The sequence below is a fragment of the Arthrobacter sp. 05T423 genome, from assembly GCF_056396245.1.
The window spans coordinates 139,771-161,351 of record NZ_JBFTLC010000002.1; the positions used below are offsets into that span (position 1 = coordinate 139,771).

Here is a 21,581-nt window from a genome sequence, read left to right on the forward strand (position 1 = left end):
GGGCTACTTGAGCCCGAGCTCCTTGGTGGGGACCCGGAAGGTCTCCTTGGCCGTCAGGGCCGAGACGGCGGCAACGCCGCAGATGACCGCGGTGAAGATGCTGATCTGCACCCAGCCGCCGGGCTTGATGCCGCCCATGGCTGCGACGATGGCCGGAGCGAAACCGGCCATCAGGAAGCCGAGCTGCGTGCCGATGGCCAGGCCGGAGAAGCGGACCTTGGTGCTGAACATCTCGGCATAGAAGGACGGCCAGACGGCGTTCGCGGCCGCGTAGCCGCAGGAGAAGAAGGCGATGGCGGCCAGGAACATCAGCGGTACGCTGCCGGACTCGAGGCTCAGCAGGAACAGTGGGGCCAGGGCCGCGCTGGACAGGGCGCCGTAGATGTAGACGGGCTTCCGGCCGATCCGGTCGGCCAGCTTGCCAAACAGTGGCTGGGTGCCCAGGGCCACGAGGTTGGCGCCCACCACGAGCCACAGGGTGGTGGTGCCGTCGACGCCGGCTACGGTCTTGGCGTAGCTGATGGCGAGGGTGCCGAACACCGTGGAGACGGCGGAGATGATGGCGCAGCAGATTACACGGAGGACGTCGCGCCAGTGGGCCTTGAGCAGGTCTGCCACCGGCAGCTTGGCGATCTGGGCCGACTTCTGGGCGGCTTCGAAGGCAGGCGGCTCGTGCAGGGTGCGGCGGATGAAGAACGCAATCATTACAACCACGGCGCTGAGCCAGAAGGGGATCCGCCAGCCGATGCCGTACTTGATCTCGTCGGGCAGGGCCAGGACCGGAATGAAGACGAGGGCCGCCAGGATCTGCCCGCCCTGCGTGCCGGTGAGGGTCCACGAGGTGAAGAAGGAGCGCTGGTTGTCCGGAGCGTGCTCCAGGGTCATGGAGGATGCGCCGGCCTGTTCGCCGGCCGCGGAGAGGCCCTGGCAGAGGCGCGCCAGCACCAGCAGCGCCGGAGCCCACCAGCCCACGGTGTTGAAGTCCGGCAGGCAGCCGATCAGGAAGGTGGAGGCACCCATGAGAACCAGGGTGAACATGAGGACCTTGCGCCGGCCCACCCGGTCACCGTAGTGGCCTAGGATGACGGCGCCGACGGGCCGTGCGATGTAGGCGAAGCCAAACGTCGCAAAGGACATGATGGCGGCATTGGCGTCCGCATCCGGGAAAAACACGTGCGGGAAGATCAGCGCGGCTGCCGAGCCGAAGATAAAGAAGTCATAGTACTCGACGGCGCTGCCGAGGAAGCTGGCAAGGGCTGCCTTCTTCGGTGTCCCGGCCGGGGCAACAGTGCCCGGCGAGGCGGACGGGATGGTCTGGCTCATGGTGTTCCTTCACGGGGACGACGTTGTCGCGGGATAGATCAGGGGTCGCGGCCGCCGTCCTTGTTGCGGGAGGGAGGCTGGAGGTTCTTGGAAAGACCCGGACTAAGTAGCCACATGGTGAGAGCTGCTTGTGCGACACAGCAATGATGCGTGTGAGGGCAGTCACCTGTCAAGAATTCTGCCCACGATCTAGAAATAGCTCTCACATTGTGGCAACATCGAGCTATGAGCGTGAAGAAAGCCGCAGGCGAGGAAGCCTCCGCAGAAGCCCCCGTTGAAGAAGTAAATCCAGCCAAGGGGGAAGCCCGCACCGACATGGTGGGCAAGGCCCTGGGCCTGCTGGTCCTGCTGGGGGATGAGCCCCGCGGCGCCAGTGCGGCGGAAATTTCCCGCCGCGCGGACCTTCCCTTCAGCACCACCTACCGGCTCCTCGGCTCGCTCACCCGCGACGGATTCGTGGACTACGAGCCGGACGGCCGCCGGTACCACCTCGGCCTGCGCATCTTCCAGCTGGGCCAGGCGGTCTCCAACCACCACGGCTTCGCCGGCACGGCACTGCCCATCCTGCGCCGCGTCACCGCGGAGACGGGCGAGGCCACCATCCTGTCCGTGCGGGACGGCATCCACCACCTCACCGTGAACAAGGTGGACGGCCCGCAGACATTCCGGGTGACCAGTGACCCCGGATTTCTGGGGGCGCTGCACACCACCTCCGTTGGCAAGGCGCTCGTCGCGTTCGCGGAGGACGAGGACCGTGAACAGCTGCTCGAGGAGCTCCCGCTGGAGCCGCTGACCGCCCTGTCCATCACCGACCGGGACGCCTTCCGCGCCGAAATCGAGAAGGTCAGGCGGCAGGGGTACGCAGTGATGGACGAGGAGAACGAACTGGGAATGCGTGCCATAGCCGTTCCGGTCTTCAACTCGCAGGGCATTGCTTTTGCGTCCCTGGCCACCGCTGCTCCGGTGTTCCGGCTCAGCATGGAGGCGATGGTGGCGCTGGTTCCCCTCCTGCAGGCGGCCGCCGTCGAGCTTTCCGCCCGGCTGCCCCAGCGCTAAACCGCACCAGAAGCACGCCGCAAATAGCCCGTTGTTCGTATGTAGAACAGCAGTGCATCATATGAACTTTTCCTGTACTGTTATCCGTATCACCGGCCAGCATGGGGCGCAGCAGGCGCCCACCCCGGCTGAGTGCCGTTGTCAAAGGAGCCGCACGCATGAGCAATCGAACCGAGTCCTACCTCATAGGACTTGTCGGGGATGGCGTGATGCCGTCGCTCTCGCCCTCCATGCACGAGCGCGAAGGCGACGTCCAGGGCGTCCGTTACCTGTACCGGCCCATCGACCTGCGTGAGCTCGACCTGCCGGCCACCGCCGTCGGCGACCTGCTGCAAAGTGCCTACCGGATGGGCTTTAACGGGCTCAACATCACGCACCCGTGCAAGCAGCGGGTCCTCGAGCACCTCCACGAGATCGCCCCCGACGCCGGACGGCTTGGCGCCGTTAACACCGTGGTGATCCAGGACGGCCGGTTCATCGGCCACAACACAGACTTCTCCGGCTTTGCCGCCGCCCTGGCCTCCGGGCTTCCGGATGCCAAGCTGGACCGCGTGGTGCAGCTGGGAGCTGGAGGCGCCGGATCCGCCGTCGCCTATGCCCTGCTCACCGCCGGCGTGCAGACGCTGGAGCTCGTGGACATGGATCCGGCGCGCTGCGCCGAACGGGCCGCCGAACTGGCAGGGTTCTTCCCGGACCGCACGGTCACCGCACGCACGACGGCGGAGCTGCCGCAGCTGATGCCCGCCGCTGACGGTCTGGCGCACTGCACCCCCGTGGGCATGGCCGCCCACCCCGGCACACCGCTGGACATGGCGCTCGTGGAGTCCCGGCACTGGGTGGCGGACATCGTCTACCGCCCCATCGAAACCGAGCTGGTCCGCGAGTCGCGGGCCAGGGGCTGCCGGGTGCTGGACGGCGGACGCATGGCCGTAGGCCAGGCCGCCGATGCGTTCCGGATCTTCACCGGACTGGAGCCGGACGCCGACAGGATGCGCGCGCACTTCCTGGAGCTCATCGCCGCGGAAGAAGTGGCCGTCTGATGCGCACCGGAATCGCCACCGTCTGCCTCTCCGGGACGCTGAAGGAAAAGATGCAAGCCTGCGCCATCGCGGGCTTCGACGGTATCGAAATTTTCGAGCAGGACCTGGTCACCTCCCCGCTGAGCCCGGAAGACGTCCGCAAGACGGCGGCTGACCTGGGCCTCACACTGGATCTGTACCAGCCGTTCCGCGACTTCGACAGCGTGACCGAAGACCTGCTTGCGGCCAACCTGCGCCGGGCCGAGGCCAAGTTCCGGCTCATGTCCCGGCTGGGCATGGACACCATCCTGGTCTGCTCCAACGTCGCCACCGCCACGATCGACGACGACGACCTCCGCGTCGGCCAGCTCTCCGCCCTTGCGGACCTCGCGGGCGAGCACGGCGTCAAGGTGGCCTACGAGGCCCTCGCCTGGGGCAAGTACGTCAATGACTACGAGCACGCCCACCGCCTCGTTGAAATGGTGGACCATCCCCACCTCGGCACCTGCCTGGACTCCTTCCACATCCTTTCCCGGGACTGGGACACCGCGCCCATCGAGAACATCAACCCGGACAAGATCTTTTTCGTGCAGGTGGCCGACGCGCCGAAGCTTTCCATGGACGTGCTGTCTTGGAGCCGGCACTACCGCGTCTTCCCGGGCGAGGGCCAGTTCGAGCTCGCCAAGTTCATGGGCCACGTGGTCCGCGCCGGCTACACCGGGCCAGTGTCACTCGAGGTATTCAACGACGTCTTCCGCCAGTCCGACGTCGACCGCACTGCCGTCGACGCCATGCGCTCGCTCATCTGGCTGGAGGAACAGAGCGCGAAGTGGCTGGACACGAACCCTCCCGCCTCCTTTGGGGCCGGCACCGCCGGTGCCGCGGGTACCGCCCGCCGTCGTTATCCGATGGAACTGGCCACGCTCCCGCAGGTGGCAGAGCCCGCCGGGTTCAACTTCGCCGAGGTCAAAGCCGCGGATACCGGGGTGCTGGAAAAGGTGCTGGGCCAGCTCGGCTTCGAGTTCAACGGACGCCACCGCACCAAGGACGTCCAGCTGTGGACCATGGGCCACGCCCGGGTGATCATCAACGAACAGGCCCCCGAGGCCGCCGAGCCGGCCATCGCCGCCCTGGGTTTCGACGTCGACTCGCCTGTGATCGCCTCCGCCCGCGCCCAGCAGCTCAAGGCCCCCGTGGTTCCCCGGAAGAGCCAGGCAAACGAGGAAGTCTTTCAGGGCTTCGCGGCCCCCGACTCCACCGAGATCTTCCTGTGCCAGGGCAACCCGGACGGCACCGCTGCCTGGACGCGCGAATTTGGGCAGGGTTTGGAGGTTCCGTCCGGTGCCCGGACCGCGGTGATCGACCACGTGAACCTGGCCCAGCCGTGGCAGCACTTTGATGAGGCTGTCCTCTTCTACACGAGCGCCCTGGCGCTGGAGCCGCTGCCGTATGCCGAGGTGGCCAGCCCCAGCGGGCTGGTCCGGTCGCAGGTCATGCAGACCTCGGACCGGAACGTGCGCCTGGTGCTGAACCTGGCCCCGGTCATCCAGCAGGACGGCGCGGCCCCGCGGAAGACCTACCAGGAGCACATCGCGTTCGCCGTCGATGACCTCGTGGCCACCGCCCGTGCCGCCCGTGGCCGGGGGCTGGCCTTCCTGCAGATCCCGGAGAACTACTACGAGGACCTCGACGCCCGCTTCGACCTCGACCCCGGCTTCCTGGACACCCTCCGGGACCTCAACCTGCTGTATGACCGCGACGCCGACGGCGAGTTCCTGCACTTCTACACCGCCACGGTGGGCAGCGTGTTCTTCGAAATGGTGGAACGCCGCGGCAACTACGACGGCTACGGGGCGCCCAACGCGCCGGTGCGCCACGCCGTCCAGTACGACCACCTGCACCACCTGGCCAAGTAACCAACCACTCACCGCCAATCGACGAAACGATTTGCCCAACCACAGATTGAAAGGAGGCTGCTGTGCCTGAAGACGTGAATCTCGCAACGTACAACGCTGACGCGCTGACCGAGGACCTGTCGGACGCAGTACCCGCAACCCCGGCCGCCCCGACGGCCGTCCCCGCTGAAGCGCAGCGCGTGGAAACACAGCAGGATCTCAGCACGGAGATCAAGGCCCTCGGAGACGCCTACGCCCGGGCGCTGAAGGACGGTGCGGCACCGGAAACCCAGCCGCGCCTCGACTTCCCGCCCTACCGCAGCAGCCTCCTGCGCCACCCCACCAAGAGCCTGCACCACGCGGACCCGGAAACCATCGAGCTGTACTCCCCGGCGTTCGGCCACCAGGACGTCCACGCCCTGGAATCGGACCTCACCATCCAGCACAACGGCGAACCGCAGGGTGAACGCATCATCGTCGCCGGCCGCGTTCTCGACGGCGACGGCCGCCCCGTCGCCGGACAGCTGGTGGAAATCTGGCAGGCCAACTCCTCCGGCCGCTACATCCACAAGCGCGACCAGCACCCCGCGCCCCTGGACCCCAACTTCACCGGCGTCGGCCGCTGCATCACCGGCCCGGACGGCTCCTACCGCTTCACCACCATCAAGCCGGGCGCCTACCCGTGGAAGAACCACCTCAACGCCTGGCGTCCCGCGCACATCCACTTCTCGCTGTTCGGCCAGGAGTTCACGCAGCGGATCGTCACCCAGATGTACTTCCCGGGCGACCAGCTCTTCCCGCTGGACCCGATCTACCAGTCGATCGTGGACCAGGATGCCCGCGACCGCCTGGTGGCCACCTACGACCACGACCTGACCCAACCGGAATGGGCGCTGGGCTATAACTGGGACATCATCCTGACGGGCTCCAAGCGGACCTGGACCGAAAACGAGGCGCTGGGCGCGGAAGGCGACGACCATGAGTAACTCCACTAAGCTTGTTCCCACCCCGGGCCAGACCGTAGGCCCGTTCTACGGCTACGCCCTGCCCTACGACAAGGACCGCGAGCTGCTGCCCCCCGGATCCCCGGGCTCCGTCCGCCTCCAGGGCACGGTCTACGACGGTGCCGGGCACCCGATTCCGGACGCCATCCTCGAAATCTGGCAGCCGGACGCTGAGGGGAACATCGTCCACCGGACCGGTTCGCTGGTGCGGGACGGCTACACCTTCACCGGCTTCGGCCGGAGCGCCGTCGGTAACTCCGGTGTCTACACCTTCACCACCGTGAACCCGGGTCCCACCGAACGCGGCGCCGCTGCCTTCATCTCCGTCGCGGTCTTTGCCCGCGGCCTGATGAACCGCCTCTTCACCCGCGTTTACCTGCCGGAGAACGAGGAAGCACTGGGGAAGGACCCTCTGCTGTCCTCGCTGGACCCCGAGCGCCGGACGACGCTGATCGCACGCCGCGACGCCGATGGCGGGCTCACCTGGGACATCCGCCTGCAGGGCGAGGGCGAAACCGTCTTCCTCGACTTCGAGGGAACCGGAACCGGGGGCGCCGCAAAGTGACCGGCTTCCAGGCAGCGGGCGCCGGCGGTCCTCACGGCGACGCCGGGCTGCACGGCGGTGCGGGATTCGGCGACGTCGGACTGCTCAGCCCCGTGTCGGCGTCGCCCCTCGTGGCGGCGCTGACCGGTGACCGGGCCGTCCTGGCGGCGATTCTTGCCGTTGAGGCCGGCTGGGCCGCCGTGCTGGAGCAGCACGATCTTGCTCCCGCCGGCTCCGCTGCCGCGGTGGCCCACGCTGCCGACGCCTCCCGGTACGATCTTGCCGATATCTCCCGCCGCGCCCAGGGCGGAGGGAACCCGGTGATCCCGCTGCTGGCTGACCTCCGGGCCCAGATCAAGGCGCTGGACACCGGGGGTTTGGGCGCTGTTGGTGCAGCGAAAGCCGTACACATCTCGCTGACCAGCCAGGATGTGCTGGACACGGCCCTGATGCTGGTGGCCCGCAACACTGTTGCGGCGCTGCTCGCCGACGTGAAAGGCACGACGGCGGCGCTCGGCCGGCTTGCGGAGCGGCATGCGGACACGTTGTGCGTCGGCAGGAGCCTGACCCAGCATTCGCTGCCGTTCACGTTCGGGCTTCGGGCGGCGCAGTGGTTCCACGGTCTGGCGGCTGCGGCACGCCGGCTCGAGGCGCTGGAGCTGCCGGTGCAGTTCGGGGGCGCTGCGGGCACGCTCGCCGCCGGCACGGTGCTGACTTCCGGTTCTGCGACCTCAGGCTCAGCTACGGACCCCTTCCAACTTTCAGACGCGCTGGCCGCTCAGCTGGGCCTCGCCGCCGCGCCGGCACCGTGGCACACTAACCGGCTGGCCGTGACGTCGCTGGGTGACGCCGTCGCCTCCGTGGTGGATGCGCTCGGCAAAGTCGCGGCGGATGTCCTGTTCCTGAGCCGTCCCGAGGTGGCCGAAGTGGCCGAACCGCGCGCCCCGGGCCGCGGAGTTTCCTCGGCGATGCCGCAGAAGCAGAACCCTGTGCTGTCCGTGCTGGTCCGCAGCGCCGCCCTTCAGGCCCCGGCCCTGGCTGCGCAGCTGCACCTCGCCGCGGCCACCTTCAACGATGAACGCCCTGACGGTGCGTGGCACACCGAATGGCCGGCCCTGCGCCAGCTGCTCGCCCTGGCCCTCGGCGCCGCCGGCCACGTGCGGGAACTCGCGGAGGGGCTGCAGGTCTTCCCCGAGGGCATGCGGCGGAACCTGGACCTGTCCGGCCCGCTGCTGCTCAGCGAGGGCGTCTCCGCCGCCGTGGCACCGCTCCTTGCTGTTGACGCACCTGGCGCTGACGGATCTGGCGCCGGCGGTTCTGGCGTCCCCGGAGCTGCCCTGGACGGGAAGCAGCAGCTGCAGGCGGTCGTCGACACGACGCTGCAGGCACCCGCAGCCGAACAGGCCGCCACGTACCGCCGGCTACTCCGCGAGGCCGTCCCCGCGGAGAGGCTTTCCGACGCCCAACTCGAGCAGCTGCTGGACCCCGCCAGCTATCTCGGCCAGGCGGCCGAGATCTCGCGGCGGATCCTGGCGGCCTTCCCGGATTTTGCGCTTACTTCAACCGAACCCGACGGAAACGGAGATTCCCGTGGCTAAACCAGAAGTGAAGGCCGTGCTGCTTTCCCCCCAGCGTGCGCTGGGGGACAAACCGCTCCTGATCGTCGGGCCGTCGCTCGGCACCTCCTCGGTGCTGTGGGCCCGGGTCGGCCCGCTCCTGGGCAACGATTTCGACGTCGTCGCCTGGGACCTGCCCGGCCACGGCGTCTCTGCCGCCGCCGCCGAAACCTTCAGCGTCGCCGACCTGGCGGACGCCGTCGTCGAACTTGTCGATTCGATTGCCCCCGGCGAGAAATTCCACTACGCCGGGGTGTCCCTGGGCGGGGCCACCGGCTTGCAGCTGGGCATCAAGCACGCCGACCGGCTCAAGAGCCTCTCCGTGCAGTGCTCCGGCGCCAAGCTCGGCACCCCCGAGGGCTGGCTGGAACGCGCCGAGACCGTTCGCAGCCAGGGCACTCCCGTGATGCTCCAGGGCTCGGCCGAACGCTGGTTCGCGCCCGGGTTCATGGACCGCGAACCGGAACTCAGCAGCCGGCTCCTGCACTCCCTGCGCGACGCCGACCGGCTCAGCTACGCCTTCTGCTGCGAAGCGCTGGCCGGCTTCGATGTGCGCGACCAGCTCGGCAGCATCACCGTACCGACGCAGGTTGTGGCGGGCGCGCTGGATGAGGTGGCCCCGCCGTCGTTCGCCGACGAGGTGGCTGCCGGCATCACCGCCGGCGGCGGCACCGCGTCCGCAGCCACGCTCGAGGGCGTGGCGCACCTGGCACCCGCCGAGGCGCCGGCCCACGTGGCCGAGCTGATGCGGAGCCTCATGTCCTGGGCCGAAACCCGGGCCGAAACCGGCGGAGGAGCGCAATGAGCGGCACAGCTACCGGGGCCGAGCGCAACGGTGTGGTCCAGCCGGACGCCACCAGCCAGGAGATTTACGACGGCGGCATGGTGGTCCGGCGCGAAGTGCTCGGCGACGCGCACGTGGACCGGGCCAACGCCAAAATGGACGGCTTCACCGAGGACTTCCAGGACATGATCACCCGCATCGCGTGGGGCGGCATCTGGACCCGTCCGGGACTGCCGCGCCAGATGCGCTCCGCCGTCACCATCACCGCCATGGTGGCGCACGGGCACTGGGAAGAACTGGCCATGCACATCCGCGCGGCCATCACCAACGGACTGAGCAGGGACGAGATCAAGGAGATCCTGCTGCAGACCGCCATCTACTGCGGAGTCCCTTCCGCCAACACCGCCTTCAAGACAGCCCAGCGGGTCTTCCATGAAATGGACAACGCCGGGCCCAACAACACCGGGCTCGACAACACCGGGCTCGACAACACCCCCACCCCACCCAACTAGGTCGCAGCAGATGGCGTTCCGAGCCCTCAGAACGCCCTGAAGTGCTACCTGGTTGGGACCCAGAGAATTCGAGGAATTCATGAACCAGGCTTTTGTTTACGACGCCGTGCGCACGCCGTTCGGGAAGTTCGGCTCCGGCCTTGCCGGGGTCCGTCCGGATGATCTTGCCGCGCATGTGATCGGCGAGTCGGTGAAGCGCGCTCCCGGTTTGGACGTTGAACGGATTGACGAGGTGGTCTTTGGCAACGCCAACGGCGCCGGCGAGGAGAACCGGAACATCGCCCGCATGGGCACGCTGCTGGCCGGTTTGCCGGTGTCGATTCCCGGCACCACGGTGAACCGTTTGTGCGGTTCGTCGCTGGACGCGGCGATCATCGCGTCCCGGCAGATCAACGCCGGCGACGCGGATCTGGTGCTGGTGGGCGGTGCCGAGTCGATGAGCCGGGCCCCGTGGGTGCTGCCCAAGACGGAGAAGCCCTACCCGGCCGGGGACATGACCCTGGCGTCCACCACGCTGGGCTGGCGCCTGGTGAACAAGGCCATGCCCAAGGAGTGGACCGTCTCCCTCGGCGAGGCCACCGAGCGTTTGCGTGAGAAGTACGGCTTGACCCGCCAGCAGCAGGACGAGTTCGCCGCCGCTTCGCACAACCTGTCCGCCGCGGCGTGGGACGAGGGGTTCTACGACAACCTCGTGACCCCGGTTCCGGGCACGGACCTGGTCCGCGATGAAAGCATCCGCCCGGGATCGTCCGCGGAGAAGCTCGCCGGGCTGAAGACGGTGTTCCGTGCCGAGAGTGCTGGGCCGGAAGGCGGCACGGTCACGGCCGGGAACGCGTCCCCGCTGTCCGACGGCGCGTCCGCGGCGTGGATCGGGTCCGAGAACGCGTCCTCGATCCTGGGCCTGGAGCCGCTGGCCCGGATCGCGGGCCGCGGTGCGCACGGCAACGATCCCCAGTTCTTTGGCTTCGCCCCGGTGGAGGCGGCGAACAAGGCCCTCGCGAAGGCGGGCATCGGCTGGGACCAGGTGGGCGCCGTCGAACTTAACGAGGCGTTCGCCGCCCAGTCCCTGGCGTGCATCACCGCCTGGGGCATCGACCCGTCAATCGTGAACCGCCACGGCGGCGCGATCGCGATGGGCCACCCGCTCGGCGCCTCCGGCACCCGAATCCTGGGCACCCTCGCCCGGTCCCTGCAGGCCTCCGGGCAGCGCTGGGGTGTGGCCGCGATCTGCATCGGCGTCGGCCAGGGCCTCGCCGTTGTCCTCGAAAACGTGACTGCAACTCATGGGAAGGCATAGGCGATGCTGAATTTCGTTGACACGGTCGGCGAGGCCGTCGCGGCCGTCAAGGACGGCTCCACGGTGATGATCGGCGGGTTCGGCAACGCCGGCCAGCCGTTCGAACTGATCGACGCGCTGCTGGAGTCCGGCGCCACGGACCTGACCGTGGTGAACAACAACGCCGGCCAGGGCGACCAGGGCCTGGCTTTGCTCATCAAGGAAGGCCGGGTCCGCAAGATGATCTGCTCCTTCCCGCGGCAGTCCGATTCCTGGCACTTCGACGCCAAATACAAGGCCGGGCAGATCGAGCTGGAACTGGTGCCGCAGGGCAACCTGGCCGAACGGATCCGCGCCGCCGGCGCCGGGATCGGCGGGTTCTTCACGCCCACCGGGTACGGCACCATGCTGGCCGAGGGCAAGGAAACCCGCATCATCGACGGCCGCGGCCAGGTGTTCGAGACGCCCATCCACGCCGACGTCGCGCTGATCAAGGCGCTGAAGGCCGACGGCGTCGGGAACCTGATCTACCGCAAGACGGCCCGGAACTTCGGTCCGATCATGGCCGCCGCAGCCAAGCACACGATCGTCCAGGTCTCCGAGATCGTGCCGACCGGCGCGCTGGACCCGGAGAACATCGTGACCCCCGGCATTTACGTCAACAGCATCGTCCGTATTGATTCCAGCGGTGCTGCCGCCGCCGGCAGCGCAGAACAGGTGGCCTGAGATGAGCCTTGTAGTAACGTCCATCCAGACGTCCGAAACACCGCTGGGCCGCGACGACCTCGCCCGGCTCGTGGCCCGCGACATCGCACCCGGTTCCTTCGTGAACCTCGGGATCGGCCAGCCCACCCTGGTGTCGAACTACCTCAAGCCGGACCAGAACATCACGCTCCACACCGAGAACGGCATGCTGGGCATGGGCCCGGTGGCCACCGGGGACCAGATCGACGGGGACCTCATCAACGCCGGCAAGATCCCCGTCACCGAGCTCCCGGGCGCGTCCTACTTCCACCATGCCGACTCGTTCGCGATCATGCGCGGCGGGCACCTGGACATCTGCGTCCTCGGCGCGTTCCAGGTCTCCGCGACCGGCGACCTCGCCAACTGGCACACCGGCGCACCCGACGCCATCCCCGCCGTCGGCGGTGCGATGGACCTCGCCACCGGAGCCAAGGACGTCTTCGTGATGATGACCCTCCTCACCCGCGAAGGTGCCTCCAAAATCGTCGACGCCTGCACCTACCCGCTGACCGGGGTGGGCTGCGTGACCCGCGTCTACACCGACAAGGCTGTGTTCCTCACCGGCCCCGACGGCGTCCGCGTCCGTGAAACCTTCGGCTGCACCCTCGAAGAACTCCAGGCCCTGGTGCCCGTCCCCCTCACAGCTGCCCCCGCCGTCGCGGTTGGGGCGGGGCCGGAAGTGTCCGTTCCCGCCAATTAGGATTGGTAACCATGACCGACGCAGCTGCAGTGACCACGCCCCGGGCGGGCCGCCCGCCGAAGGACCGGGCGACGCCGGCGGCGAGCGATCAGTACGTTCAGTCGCTCGCGCGGGGCCTCGCGGTCATCCGCGCCTTCGACACTGAGCATGCGGACATGACGCTCACCGAGGTGGCGGCCCGCACGGATCTCACGCGCGCCACTGCACGGCGTTTCCTGCACACGCTGGTGGAGCTCGGCTACGTCCGGACCGACGGCAAGACCTTTGCGCTCACGGCCCAGGTGCTGCAGCTCGGCTACGCCTACCTTTCCGGGCTTTCCCTCCCGCAGCTGGCCCAGCCGCACCTTGAGGAGCTGTCCCTGAAGCTGGGGGAGTCGACGTCGGCGGCGGTGCTGGACGGGACCGACATCGCCTACATCGCCAGGGTAACTACGCGCCGGATCATGACAATCGGCATCACCGTGGGCACCAGGTTTCCTGCCTACGCGACGTCGATGGGCAGGGTGCTGCTCGCCGGGCTCCCCCCCGACCAGCTGAAGGAATACCTGGCCGCGGCGGAGATCAAGCCGCTCACCCCGCGCGGGGTCGGAACAGCGAAGGACCTTTTGGCCGTCCTTGATAAAGTCCGCGCTCAGGGCTGGTGCCTTTTGGACCAGGAGCTGGAGCTTGGATTGATGTCCGTTGCCGCGCCTGTTTACCACGGCCCCAAGGTGGTGGCCGCTGTTAACGTCTCGCTGCAGGCACAGTCCGTGGCGGCCAAGCCGGACCGCGAGGCCTACCTCGAATCCGTGCGGAAGGAAATCGTGGCCACGGCAGAGCGAATTTCGTCGGACTTCTCCAGCGGGCGGTAGGTCCGGCAACCAGCGCGGACTTTTCCGCGATACTTCTAAGCATCCCGTCACCCTCCCGCCGCGCGCCCTTGGGCCATAGACTCTAGCCAACTACGTGCAGCACTGCCGCTCCGTTGGTCCCGCCCCGGCGGGACCCCCCAGAGCAGGAGCCGCTGCACCCGTTGGAAGGGAAGTGGCGGGTGAAGCTGGGCATTGCGCGGGAGCGCCGGGAAGGCGAACGGCGGGTAGCTGCGACGCCGGAAACCGTAAAGCAGCTGGCCGGACTGGGCCTGGAGGTGCTGGTCGAATCCCGGGCAGGTGTTTCCGCCGGGCATGCTGACGACGAATACCGCCAGGCAGGGGCCCACATCGTGCCCGATCTCGATCCCGCCGGGCTGGACATCCTCGCCCATGTCCGTCCGTTGGAACTTCCGATGGCGACAGCCCTGAAGCGGGGCGCCGTCACAGTGGGTCTGGCCTCGCCGTCGTCCGAACTCGCCACGGTCAGGGCCCTCGCCGACGGCGGGGTCACGTCCTTCGCGCTGGAACTCGTGCCGCGCATTTCCCGTGCCCAGTCCATGGATGCCCTATCCTCGCAGGCCCTCGTGGCCGGCTACCGCTGCGTCCTCGAAGCCGCCATCCGCCTTCCCCGTTTCTTCCCGCTGTACATGACCGCTGCCGGAACCGTCCCGCCCGCACGGGTGCTGGTGCTCGGCGTCGGCGTGGCTGGCCTGCAGGCGATCGGGACGGCCAAACGGCTCGGCGCCCGCGTCTCCGCCAACGACATCCGTCCGTCCTCCGCGGAAGAGGTCACGTCCATGGGCGGCACTTTTATCAAACTGGACCTGGAGACTGCGGAGGCGGCTGGCGGGTACGCCCGCGAGCTCAGCGACGACCGCGGCGCCCTGCAGCGGCAGTTGCTGGCACCGCACGTCGCCGATGCCGATGTACTGATCACGACGGCGGCCGTCCCCGGGCGGCATGCCCCGCTCCTGGTGACCCGTGAAATGGTGCAGGGCATGCGCCCCGGATCAGTCGTCGTAGACCTCGCAGCGGAGTCCGGCGGCAACGTCGAGGGGTCCGTTCCCGGCCGGGACGTCCACATCCCCACTGCCGACGGAAAGGGGACGGTCACCGTCGTCGGCCTTAAGGACGCGCCGTCGGCCATGTCCACAGATGCCTCCCGGCTGTACGCGAAGAACGTCGCCAACCTGCTGGCCCTGATGACCAGGGACGGGACGGTGGCCCCGGACTTCGACGACGACGTGGTAGCAGGTGCCTGCCTGACGCACGACGGCGTGGTGCGGCACCCGCCGACGGCGGAGGCTCTTGCGTCGCTCGCCGGAGCGGACGCGCCGGGAGACGCATCTGCCGGCGCTTCAGCCGGCACATCAGGGGACCAACTCGGCGACGAGGCGGAGAACGAACTCGCCGACGAATTGGAGAACGGGCCGGAGAAAGCGTCGGAAAACGAAGGGGTGGTCTGATGGACGGTATCAGCGTGCTGACCATCACCGTGCTTGCGGTGTTTGTCGGCTTCGAAGTGGTGTCGAAGGTTTCCAGCACGCTGCACACGCCGCTGATGTCCGGCGCGAACGCCATTCACGGGATCATCCTGGTGGGCGCCATCATCGTTGCCGGCCAGGCCACGCACCCCTGGGTACTTGCGGTGGCGCTGCTGGCGGTTGTTCTTGCCACCGCGAACCTGGTGGGCGGCTTTGTGGTGACGGACCGCATGCTGGAGATGTTCCGCGGCCGCAAGCCGGATAGGCCGGCACACGAGACCGAGACCAAGCCGGCCGGCAGCAAGGAGACAGCACGGTGACTCTCCTCGACCCCAACGTCACCGCGCTCCTCTACCTGGCGGCCGCCGTCTTCTTCATCCTCGCGCTGAAGGGCCTCAACTCCCCGCGGACCGCCCGCCGCGGCAACCTGATCGGCGCCTTCGGAGCGCTGGTCGCCGTCGTCACCGTCTTTTTCTCCACCCGGCTGGACAACGTCCCCCTGATCCTCGGCGCCATTGTCGTCGGCTCCGGCGTGGCAGCCCCGGTGGCCAGGCGCGTCAAGATGACCCAGATGCCGCAGCTCGTGGCGCTGTTCAACGGTGTGGGCGGCGGCGCCGCCGCCCTCGTGGCTCTGCTGGAACTGCCGCACGCCGAGGACGCCTGGGTGCGTGTCGCCGTCGTCTTTACCCTGCTTGTCGGGGCGGTGTCCTTTGCCGGCTCCGCCGTGACATTCGCGAAACTGCAGGAGCTCATGACCACGCGCCCGGTGGTGTTCCCCGGGCTGCCGGTACTCATGGGGGCGGTGCTGCTCGCCGCCGTCGGTGCCGCGGCCGCCGTCGTGCTGGGCGGGTCGCTGATTTTGGCGCTGCTGCTCCTGCTGCTGGGCCTGGTGGCAGGCGTGCTGCTGGTGCTGCCGGTGGGCGGCGCCGATGTGCCGATCGTCATCTCGCTGCTCAACGCGTTCACCGGCCTGGCGGTTGCGGCGTCCGGCCTGGTGCTGGGGAACGTGCTCCTGGTGGTGGCGGGCACGCTGGTGGGGGCATCGGGCACCATCCTCACGCGGGCGATGGCGGCGGCCATGGGCCGCAGCGTGGCCGGCATCCTGTTCGGCGCGTTCCGGGGAGGCTCGACGGCGGGATCCACCGCCGTGAGCGACCGTCCGGTCCGCTCGTCCAGTCCGGAGGACGTGGCGGTGCTGCTGGGCTACGCGCAGCGCGTGATCATCGTTCCCGGCTACGGCCTGGCTGTGGCGCAAGGACAGCACACGGCGGCAGAGCTGGCGCAGGCCCTGGAATCCCGGGGCACCCGCGTGGATTTCGCCATTCATCCCGTGGCAGGCCGCATGCCCGGGCACATGAACGTGCTGCTCGCCGAGGCCAATGTGCCCTACGAATCGCTCAAGGAAATGGGCGAGATCAATTCCGAGTTCCGCACCGCCGACGTCGCGCTGGTGGTGGGCGCGAACGACGTCGTGAATCCCGCCGCGAAGACCACCTCCGGTTCCCCGATTTACGGAATGCCGATCCTTGAGGTGGCCGACGCGCGCCAGGTGGTGTTCCTCAAGCGGTCCATGCGTCCCGGGTTCGCCGGGATCGAGAACGACCTCATGTTCGAGCCGCAGACCACCCTGCTGTTCGGCGATGCGAAGGAGTCCCTGACGAAGGTGCTCGGGGCGGTGAAGGCCCTGTAAGGTGGGGCATTCCGCACCCCTTTCCTGACCGCACCCTAAGCGCCGGCCGTTACCGAAATGTGACTTTTGGTGCATGAGTGCGATAGCCTCGGCCGGTGCCCTGGTTCCGCTCAGGGCATTCCCGGGCAGAATGCCGAGCCCTGCCGCTGACCGGGATCCGTTCGCAATGACCAACAGGCAGGGACGGGGGAACCACTTTTCTACCGGCCTTGCACGCCAAGACCTTGGGGTTAAGTCCAGACGCTCCGCTCACGGGCGGGCAGGACCGGGTGACTCCCATCCGAACCCGACAGCTCACCCCGCAGGCATGGGAGAGGCACATCAACCATGTCACGTAAGTCCACCGCCGCGCGCCATCGCGCTACCCCCACGACGTCCATCGCCCTGCAGGGGCTGTCGTATTCCTTCAAGTCCAACGCCGCCTCGGTTGCCAAGCCGGCGGCCGCCGCCGCCGTTGCTTCCGGACTCCTCTTCGGCGCGGGGGCACCGGCCCACGCAGGCGCGTATGCGCCCGAGACGCCGGACAGCGCCGCTGCCCAGGCCGCTACTGCCCCGGCGGCTACTGCCCAGTCCGTCGCTGGCCAGGCGCTGGCCGCCCCGGCAAGCGGAGGATCTGCTGTTGCCGGCGCGTCGCACACCGTAGTGCCCGGCGACACCCTTGGTGCCATCGCAGCACGCCATGGCGTCAGCCTCGATGCACTACTCGCAGAGAACGGCCTGTCCCTGGCCTCGGTCATTTACCCCGGCGACCAGATCTTCATCCCGGGGCCGGGCGCAGCTGCAGTTCCCGCGGTACCGGCAACTCCCGCAGTCCCTGCGGCTCCTGCTGCGCCCGCAGCCCCGGCCGTCCAGGAGCCCACCGGCATGGGAATATACAACGCCTCCGCGTCGATAACGCCCGCAGCAGCAACCACTCCGGTAGCGGCTGCCACCCAGTCGGCCAGCGGCGTCGGCGGCGCCATTGTGGCCTCCGCCCGGGCGCAGCTCGGCGCCACCCAGGATTGCACCGTCCTGGTGGAACAGGCACTGCGCTCCGTCGGCAAGTCCGTCGGTGATCTCGCGCCCGCGCAGTTCTACCAGTACGGAACACCCGTCTCCGCCCCGCAACCCGGCGACCTGATGATCAGCGCCGGGCACGTCGGCGTTTACATCGGCGGCGGGCAGGCCATCAGCAGCGGTATGAACGGCGTCAACGAAACCATCGTGCACCCGGCCTCCTGGCTCACCGGCTCCACGTATGTGCGGGTGAACGCCTAACTGCGGGTAGGTGCCTAACGGCGAATGCCGAACCGGCGAAACGGAATAACGCAACAGCGGCGGGTGCATCGGCACCTGCCGCTGCTGCGTTAGGTGGCTATGTGCAGCTGAATGTCCGCAACAAAAGTAACTTGCAAGCAACAATTGTTGACTGGAGGATACTCTGTCGGGTTAACTGGCAACCTGACCGGATGTGAGCTGGGACACGTCACGGCTGACAATTTGCACGCAACGCCGAGAGTGAGTTCCCGTGGACCTAATCACCACCGCCGAGGTTGAGGCAGCAGCGAAGAGGCTGATGACCGCCTTCGCGGCAACCGACACAGACGAGTACTTCGACTGTTTCGCACCTGACGCGACCTTCGTCTTCTATACCGAACCGAACCGCCTTACTTCGCGCGGGGAGTACCGCGCCCTGTGGCAGAACTGGCTTGAGGATGGCTGGCGGGTCTCAGACTGCGCAAGTTCGAACGCGCAGATCCAGGTCGCCGGCCCTTGCGCCGTTTTCAGCCACGATGTCGAGACCGTCATCGACGTTGCCGGCACCAAAGAGACCCTTCACGAGAGGGAGACCATCATTTTCACCAGGACCGAGTCTGGCGGCGTGCTGGCCGTTCACGAGCATCTTTCTCCGACGCCCGTTAGCCCGAAGGCGATCTCATGACAAATGATTTCAAAGCCCCTGCCGTGACCGAAGTCGAAAAGCACGGCATCGAACCGATTCCCGCTGTCGACAGGACCGCGAAACCGCTGGACCTGTTCCGTCTGGTGTTCGGCGGCGCAAATACGTTTGCAACGGTGGTCCTGGGATCGTTTCCCATCCTCTTTGGGCTGTCCTTCAAGGACGCACTGTTGGCCACGGTCCTGGGTGTCGTGGTTGGCGGCCTGATACTTTGCCCGATGGCCGTTTTTGGCCCGACCAACGGAATGAACAATGCCGTTTCGTCGTCCGGGCATCTGGGCGTGCACGGCCGCGTAGTGGGGTCCTTCTTGTCGCTCCTGACGGCGTTCGCTTTCTTCTCCATTTCCGTGTGGAGTTCAGGGGACGCGCTGGTAGGGGGTGCGAATCGCCTGGTCGGCCTGCCCCAAAACGCCGTCACGCTAAGCCTCGCCTACGGCGTCTTTGCTGTCCTGATCCTGACCGTGTGCATCTATGGGTTCCGTTTCATGCTTTGGGTCAACAAGATCGCGGTGGTCGCCGCGTCCCTGCTCTTCCTCCTCGGCATCTTTGCCTTCGCGGGTTCGTTCGACCCGTCCTACGCCGGGACGTTCGGGCAGGCGGCGGATGGTGCTACTAACGCACTGTTCTGGCCGTCCTTCATAGGATCGGCACTGATCGTCATGTCCAACCCGATCTCCTTCGGCGCGTTTTTGGGCGACTGGTCCCGGTATATCCCGGCTGAGACGCCAAAGCGAAAGGTCATGGCTGCTGCCTTTCTGGCCCAAGTGGCTACCCTTGTGCCGTTTGGCTTTGGGCTGGTCACGGCCACCATCATTGCCACGGAGGCGCCGGCGTTCTTTGAAAACTCTGACTATGTGGGCGGTCTCCTGGCCGTTTCCCCTGCCTGGTACTTCCTGCCGGTGTGCCTCATAGCCCTGGTGGGCGGAATGTCCACCGGCACCACCGCGCTTTACGGAACAGGCCTCGACTTTTCCAGCGTCTTTCCCAGGTTCTCCCGCGTGCAGGCGACGTTGTTCATCGGGTCCATCGCCATCGTCTTCATCTTTGTGGGCCGCTTTGCCTTCAACATTGTGCAGAGCATCTCCACATTCGCGGTGCTCATCATCACCTGTACCGCGCCCTGGATGATCATGATGATGATCGGGTACGTGACGCGGCGGGGCTGGTACGACGCCGACTCCCTCCAGGTTTTCAACCGCCGCCAGGTTGGTGGCCGGTACTGGTTCAACCGCGGGTGGAACTGGCGGGCGATGGGCGTCTGGATCTTCTCTGCAGTCATGGGAGTCATGTTCGTGAACGTTCCGAACCAGTTCGTCGGTGCCCTAGGCAATCTCGCCGCGGGAGTGGACCTGAGTATCCCTGTTTCCATTGGCCTGGCTGCAGTTCTCTACCCCGCGGTGCTGTGGCTCTTCCCGGAACCCGCAGACGCCTTTGGCCCGGCCGGACCAAGGTTCGTCAGGGCAGCAGCCCCGAAGAACGTCGCGATCGTTGATGAGAAGAAGGATCTCGAGTCCGTGCTGTCCTAAACCCTCCCGCCTCACCGGAGTTGGTTTCGGTGCGGCGGCAGCGTTTGGGCGGCACGGACGACGGCGTTCGTCACCTCCGTGAGGCCCGGCGAGTCCAGCGTCCACACCTGCCAGTAGAGCCGCAGGTCCTCGCTCCACGCCGGATCGAGCTCAAGGAGCGAGTTATCGGGGTCCTGCTGGTCCGGCACCATGCCCCAGCCGAGACCGGCGTGGACCGATTCGACGTACTGCACTGAATCAGGAATGAAGTGCTGCGGGGGAGTGGCGTCCGGCGCGACGCGCGCGAGGACCGCGAGCTGGTGCGTGTCCTTCCGGTCATACTGCATGACCGGGGCGACGGCGAGGGCCTCCTGGGTGGGGCCGTCGGGGAACCAGCGGGCCACGAACTCGTGCGACGCCTTGGCCCGGTACACCATGGTGCCGAGCGTACGGATGGTGCACCCCTGCACCGGCCGGGGGTCCGCGGTGATCGCCCCGACCGCGTCGCCGGACCGCAGGAGGTCGGCCGTGGCGTGCTCGTCGTCGCGCAGCAGCTCGAGCGCCACCCGGCCGCCCAGTGCGATCTCCCGGTAGGCCGCCGGCAGCCACGTCGCGATCGAATCCGCGTTGGCCACGATCGGTACCCGCAGCCGCTCGGCACTGGGCAGCCCGCCGTCGTCCCCCTCCGCAGGCCCGGGACCGCGGAGGGCAAGGACCGCCTCGTCCGCGAGGAGCAGGAGCTGGCGCGCGGAGCGGAGAAGCTGTTCGCCCGCCGGCGTCGGGCGAACTGGCTTGAGGCGGCGCACCAGCACACTGCCCACGGACCGTTCGAGCGCCTTGATGCGCTGGCTCACGGCTGAGGGCGTGAGGCGCAGTTCACCGGCCGCTGCGTCGAAGGTCTCGTGGTCGACGACGGCGGCAAGGGCCCTGAGCTGGTCGAGTTCCATGAAGATATTCTAATGTAAGTACAGAAAAAGTGAATTGCCTTTCAGATTTTGTGACCGTACCTTCGAAGGATGCTTCCCTTTCTCACCGGGCTCGGAGCGGGCCTTAGCCTTATCGTTGCCATCGGGGCCCAGAACGCTTTTGTTCTACGCCAAGGGCTCAAGCGCGAGGGCGTCCTTCCCGTCGTCCTGGTGTGCCTCCTCAGCGACGCGGTCCTGATCCTCGCCGGCGTGGCGGGGATCGGCGCCCTCATCCACGGCGCTCCCGTACTGCTCGCCGTAGTGCGGTGGTTCGGGGTCGCATTCCTTCTTGCATACGGGATTTTCGCCGCGCGCCGCGCGCTGCGGCCCGGGGCGCTCAAGGCAGCAGATGCCCCAGGCAGGGGGACCGTCTGGTCTGCCGTGCTCACCGCCGTCGCCATCACGTGGCTAAACCCCCACGTCTACCTCGACACGCTGGTGCTGCTGGGGTCGCTGGCCAACACCCATGGTGATTCGGGCAAGTGGCTCTTCGGGGCTGGGGCCGCTGCGGGCAGCGCTCTCTGGTTTCCCCTCCTCGGCTACGGGGCACGCGGACTCAGCGGCTTTTTCGCGCGGCCGGCGTCGTGGCGCATCCTCGACGGCGGAGTCGCCCTGCTCATGCTCACCCTTGCCATGGTTCTCGCGGCCGGACACTAAGGGACAGCCGGCGGTCC

The 21,581-nt window shown here is 67.6% G+C and carries 21 protein-coding genes and 1 riboswitch; of the genes, 19 read left to right on the forward strand and 2 right to left on the reverse strand.

Going from position 1 to position 21,581, the window contains the following annotated elements:
- Positions 1–3: 3 nt before the first annotated feature.
- Entirely contained in the window at positions 4–1,323 is a 1,320-nt protein-coding gene (locus AC1DFE_RS03320) for an MFS transporter (protein WP_476904484.1), read from the reverse strand.
- Positions 1,324–1,548: 225 nt separating this feature from the next.
- Between AC1DFE_RS03320 and AC1DFE_RS03325 the strand changes: the two genes are divergently transcribed.
- From AC1DFE_RS03325 to AC1DFE_RS03410, 18 genes are all read left to right on the forward strand, one after another.
- Entirely contained in the window at positions 1,549–2,379 is an 831-nt protein-coding gene (locus AC1DFE_RS03325; protein ID WP_476904485.1) for an IclR family transcriptional regulator, read from the forward strand.
- Between the two features lie 158 nt (positions 2,380–2,537).
- The gene (locus AC1DFE_RS03330; protein ID WP_476904486.1) at positions 2,538–3,419 is read left to right on the forward strand and encodes a shikimate dehydrogenase; all 882 of its coding nucleotides are present in this window, start codon (positions 2,538–2,540) and stop codon (positions 3,417–3,419) included.
- Complete coding sequence (locus tag AC1DFE_RS03335) at positions 3,419–5,314, forward strand: bifunctional sugar phosphate isomerase/epimerase/4-hydroxyphenylpyruvate dioxygenase family protein (protein WP_476904487.1); 1,896 nt, start codon at positions 3,419–3,421, stop codon at positions 5,312–5,314. Before AC1DFE_RS03330 ends, AC1DFE_RS03335 begins: the two co-directional genes overlap by 1 nt.
- A 116-nt stretch (positions 5,315–5,430) precedes the next feature.
- The gene (gene pcaH / locus AC1DFE_RS03340; protein ID WP_476904578.1) at positions 5,431–6,279 is read left to right on the forward strand and encodes a protocatechuate 3,4-dioxygenase subunit beta; all 849 of its coding nucleotides are present in this window, start codon (positions 5,431–5,433) and stop codon (positions 6,277–6,279) included.
- Positions 6,272–6,862: a protocatechuate 3,4-dioxygenase subunit alpha gene (pcaG, locus tag AC1DFE_RS03345; protein WP_476904488.1), complete on the forward strand. Its 591-nt coding sequence runs from the start codon at positions 6,272–6,274 to the stop codon at positions 6,860–6,862. The genes pcaH and pcaG overlap by 8 nt, the downstream gene beginning before the upstream one ends.
- Before the next feature lie 47 nt (positions 6,863–6,909).
- Positions 6,910–8,439 (forward strand): lyase family protein, encoded by a 1,530-nt coding sequence (locus AC1DFE_RS03350; protein ID WP_476904579.1) that lies wholly within the window; start codon positions 6,910–6,912, stop codon positions 8,437–8,439.
- Positions 8,432–9,262: an alpha/beta fold hydrolase gene (locus tag AC1DFE_RS03355; RefSeq protein WP_476904489.1), complete on the forward strand. Its 831-nt coding sequence runs from the start codon at positions 8,432–8,434 to the stop codon at positions 9,260–9,262. Before AC1DFE_RS03350 ends, AC1DFE_RS03355 begins: the two co-directional genes overlap by 8 nt.
- On the forward strand, positions 9,259–9,753 hold the full coding sequence (pcaC, locus tag AC1DFE_RS03360; protein WP_476904490.1) for a 4-carboxymuconolactone decarboxylase: 495 nt from the start codon (positions 9,259–9,261) through the stop codon (positions 9,751–9,753). The genes AC1DFE_RS03355 and pcaC overlap by 4 nt, the downstream gene beginning before the upstream one ends.
- A gap of 79 nt (positions 9,754–9,832) precedes the next feature.
- Positions 9,833–11,050 (forward strand): thiolase family protein, encoded by a 1,218-nt coding sequence (locus tag AC1DFE_RS03365; RefSeq protein WP_476904491.1) that lies wholly within the window; start codon positions 9,833–9,835, stop codon positions 11,048–11,050.
- 3 nt (positions 11,051–11,053) lie between these two features.
- Complete coding sequence (locus AC1DFE_RS03370) at positions 11,054–11,755, forward strand: 3-oxoacid CoA-transferase subunit A (RefSeq protein WP_476904492.1); 702 nt, start codon at positions 11,054–11,056, stop codon at positions 11,753–11,755.
- A 1-nt stretch (position 11,756) separates the two neighbouring features.
- Positions 11,757–12,473 carry a 3-oxoacid CoA-transferase subunit B gene (locus tag AC1DFE_RS03375; protein WP_476904493.1) on the forward strand — a complete coding sequence of 239 codons (717 nt, stop codon included), beginning with the start codon at positions 11,757–11,759 and terminating at the stop codon, positions 12,471–12,473.
- A gap of 11 nt (positions 12,474–12,484) precedes the next feature.
- Entirely contained in the window at positions 12,485–13,324 is an 840-nt protein-coding gene (locus AC1DFE_RS03380) for an IclR family transcriptional regulator domain-containing protein (protein ID WP_476904494.1), read from the forward strand.
- 179 nt (positions 13,325–13,503) lie between these two features.
- Positions 13,504–14,790, forward strand: coding sequence for a Re/Si-specific NAD(P)(+) transhydrogenase subunit alpha (locus tag AC1DFE_RS03385; protein ID WP_476904495.1), 1,287 nt, complete (start codon positions 13,504–13,506; stop codon positions 14,788–14,790).
- Entirely contained in the window at positions 14,790–15,128 is a 339-nt protein-coding gene (locus AC1DFE_RS03390) for an NAD(P) transhydrogenase subunit alpha part 2 (RefSeq protein ID WP_476904496.1), read from the forward strand. The genes AC1DFE_RS03385 and AC1DFE_RS03390 overlap by 1 nt, the downstream gene beginning before the upstream one ends.
- Positions 15,125–16,498 (forward strand): NAD(P)(+) transhydrogenase (Re/Si-specific) subunit beta, encoded by a 1,374-nt coding sequence (locus AC1DFE_RS03395; protein WP_476904497.1) that lies wholly within the window; start codon positions 15,125–15,127, stop codon positions 16,496–16,498. The genes AC1DFE_RS03390 and AC1DFE_RS03395 overlap by 4 nt, the downstream gene beginning before the upstream one ends.
- A 157-nt stretch (positions 16,499–16,655) precedes the next feature.
- Positions 16,656–16,821: riboswitch (cyclic di-AMP (ydaO/yuaA leader) on the forward strand.
- A 4-nt stretch (positions 16,822–16,825) separates the two neighbouring features.
- Positions 16,826–17,755 (forward strand): LysM peptidoglycan-binding domain-containing protein, encoded by a 930-nt coding sequence (locus AC1DFE_RS03400; RefSeq protein WP_476904498.1) that lies wholly within the window; start codon positions 16,826–16,828, stop codon positions 17,753–17,755.
- Between the two features lie 250 nt (positions 17,756–18,005).
- Complete coding sequence (locus AC1DFE_RS03405) at positions 18,006–18,419, forward strand: YybH family protein (protein ID WP_476904499.1); 414 nt, start codon at positions 18,006–18,008, stop codon at positions 18,417–18,419.
- Positions 18,416–19,963 (forward strand): purine-cytosine permease family protein, encoded by a 1,548-nt coding sequence (locus tag AC1DFE_RS03410; RefSeq protein ID WP_476904500.1) that lies wholly within the window; start codon positions 18,416–18,418, stop codon positions 19,961–19,963. Before AC1DFE_RS03405 ends, AC1DFE_RS03410 begins: the two co-directional genes overlap by 4 nt.
- 11 nt (positions 19,964–19,974) lie before the next feature.
- Here AC1DFE_RS03410 and AC1DFE_RS03415 read toward each other — a convergent pair whose 3' ends face one another.
- Positions 19,975–20,889: an ArgP/LysG family DNA-binding transcriptional regulator gene (locus tag AC1DFE_RS03415; RefSeq protein ID WP_476904501.1), complete on the reverse strand. Its 915-nt coding sequence runs from the start codon at positions 20,887–20,889 to the stop codon at positions 19,975–19,977.
- A gap of 69 nt (positions 20,890–20,958) precedes the next feature.
- Here AC1DFE_RS03415 and AC1DFE_RS03420 point away from each other — a divergent pair, with 69 nt between their 5' ends.
- Positions 20,959–21,564, forward strand: a complete 606-nt coding sequence (locus AC1DFE_RS03420; protein WP_476904502.1) for a LysE/ArgO family amino acid transporter — start codon at positions 20,959–20,961, stop codon at positions 21,562–21,564.
- Positions 21,565–21,581: the final 17 nt, after the last annotated feature.

Excerpts from the sequence above, each read along its gene's own strand:
- AC1DFE_RS03320 (WP_476904484.1), bottom strand. The coding sequence starts at position 1,323 with ATGAGCCAGACCATCCCGTCCGCCTCGCCGGGCACTGTTGCCCCGGCC.
- AC1DFE_RS03325 (WP_476904485.1), top strand. The coding sequence starts at position 1,549 with ATGAGCGTGAAGAAAGCCGCAGGCGAGGAAGCCTCCGCAGAAGCCCCC.
- AC1DFE_RS03330 (WP_476904486.1), top strand. The coding sequence starts at position 2,538 with ATGAGCAATCGAACCGAGTCCTACCTCATAGGACTTGTCGGGGATGGC.
- AC1DFE_RS03335 (WP_476904487.1), top strand. The coding sequence starts at position 3,419 with ATGCGCACCGGAATCGCCACCGTCTGCCTCTCCGGGACGCTGAAGGAA.
- pcaG (WP_476904488.1), top strand. The coding sequence starts at position 6,272 with ATGAGTAACTCCACTAAGCTTGTTCCCACCCCGGGCCAGACCGTAGGC.
- pcaC (WP_476904490.1), top strand. The coding sequence starts at position 9,259 with ATGAGCGGCACAGCTACCGGGGCCGAGCGCAACGGTGTGGTCCAGCCG.
- AC1DFE_RS03365 (WP_476904491.1), top strand. The coding sequence starts at position 9,833 with ATGAACCAGGCTTTTGTTTACGACGCCGTGCGCACGCCGTTCGGGAAG.
- AC1DFE_RS03370 (WP_476904492.1), top strand. The coding sequence starts at position 11,054 with ATGCTGAATTTCGTTGACACGGTCGGCGAGGCCGTCGCGGCCGTCAAG.
- AC1DFE_RS03375 (WP_476904493.1), top strand. The coding sequence starts at position 11,757 with ATGAGCCTTGTAGTAACGTCCATCCAGACGTCCGAAACACCGCTGGGC.
- AC1DFE_RS03380 (WP_476904494.1), top strand. The coding sequence starts at position 12,485 with ATGACCGACGCAGCTGCAGTGACCACGCCCCGGGCGGGCCGCCCGCCG.
- AC1DFE_RS03390 (WP_476904496.1), top strand. The coding sequence starts at position 14,790 with ATGGACGGTATCAGCGTGCTGACCATCACCGTGCTTGCGGTGTTTGTC.
- AC1DFE_RS03400 (WP_476904498.1), top strand. The coding sequence starts at position 16,826 with ATGTCACGTAAGTCCACCGCCGCGCGCCATCGCGCTACCCCCACGACG.
- AC1DFE_RS03410 (WP_476904500.1), top strand. The coding sequence starts at position 18,416 with ATGACAAATGATTTCAAAGCCCCTGCCGTGACCGAAGTCGAAAAGCAC.
- AC1DFE_RS03415 (WP_476904501.1), bottom strand. The coding sequence starts at position 20,889 with ATGGAACTCGACCAGCTCAGGGCCCTTGCCGCCGTCGTCGACCACGAG.
- AC1DFE_RS03420 (WP_476904502.1), top strand. The coding sequence starts at position 20,959 with ATGCTTCCCTTTCTCACCGGGCTCGGAGCGGGCCTTAGCCTTATCGTT.